Here is a 576-nt window from a genome sequence, read left to right as displayed (position 1 = left end):
CAGAAGCTTTAAGCAAATAAGCATCACAGTGATAACATTATAAGGAGAAAATTCAAATGATTACAGGGATATTAAATTTTATAGTTTATGATTTATTAGGTACTAGTTCTATATTAGTTGGTTTTATAGCTATGTTTGGTCTTATCTTACAAAAGAAGAAATGGGATAAGGTTGTAATCGGTACTATAAAAACAATAGTTGGATTTATAATTTTTAGTGCTGGTTCTTCTTTGGCAACTAGTTCATTAAATTCTTTCCAAACTTTATTTACAAAAGCATTTAATTTGGAAGGAGTATTACCTTTAGCTGAAGCTGTTACAGCATTGGCTCAAAATAAATTTGGACCTATAGTTGCTTTAATAATGGTTACCGGTTTTATAGCTAATTTAMTAATAGCTAGATTAACTCCATTTAAATACATATTTTTAACAGGTCAGCACAATTTATATTTAGCAGCACTTTTAACTGTAATATTTAAAGCAAACGGTGTATCTGATGGTCTTACTATAGGATTGGGAGCTATTATATTAGGAGCTTCTGCAGCATTATTCCCTGCTATAGGACAAAGAGGTATGA

The 576-nt window shown here is 29.9% G+C and carries 1 protein-coding gene; it reads left to right on the top strand.

Annotation, left to right across the window (positions count from 1 at the left end; translation table 11 throughout):
• Positions 1 to 56 precede the first annotated feature (56 nt).
• Positions 57 to 576 (top strand): PTS transporter subunit IIC (locus GQX97_RS14225; RefSeq protein ID WP_304488846.1); only part of this gene is annotated, 520 nt, incomplete at its 3' end.

The organism is Brachyspira sp. SAP_772, from assembly GCF_009755885.1.
Classification (GTDB): Bacteria; Spirochaetota; Brachyspiria; order Brachyspirales; family Brachyspiraceae; genus Brachyspira.
Note: the sequence above shows the minus strand (reverse complement) of the source record. Positions and strands in the feature narration are given on the sequence as shown.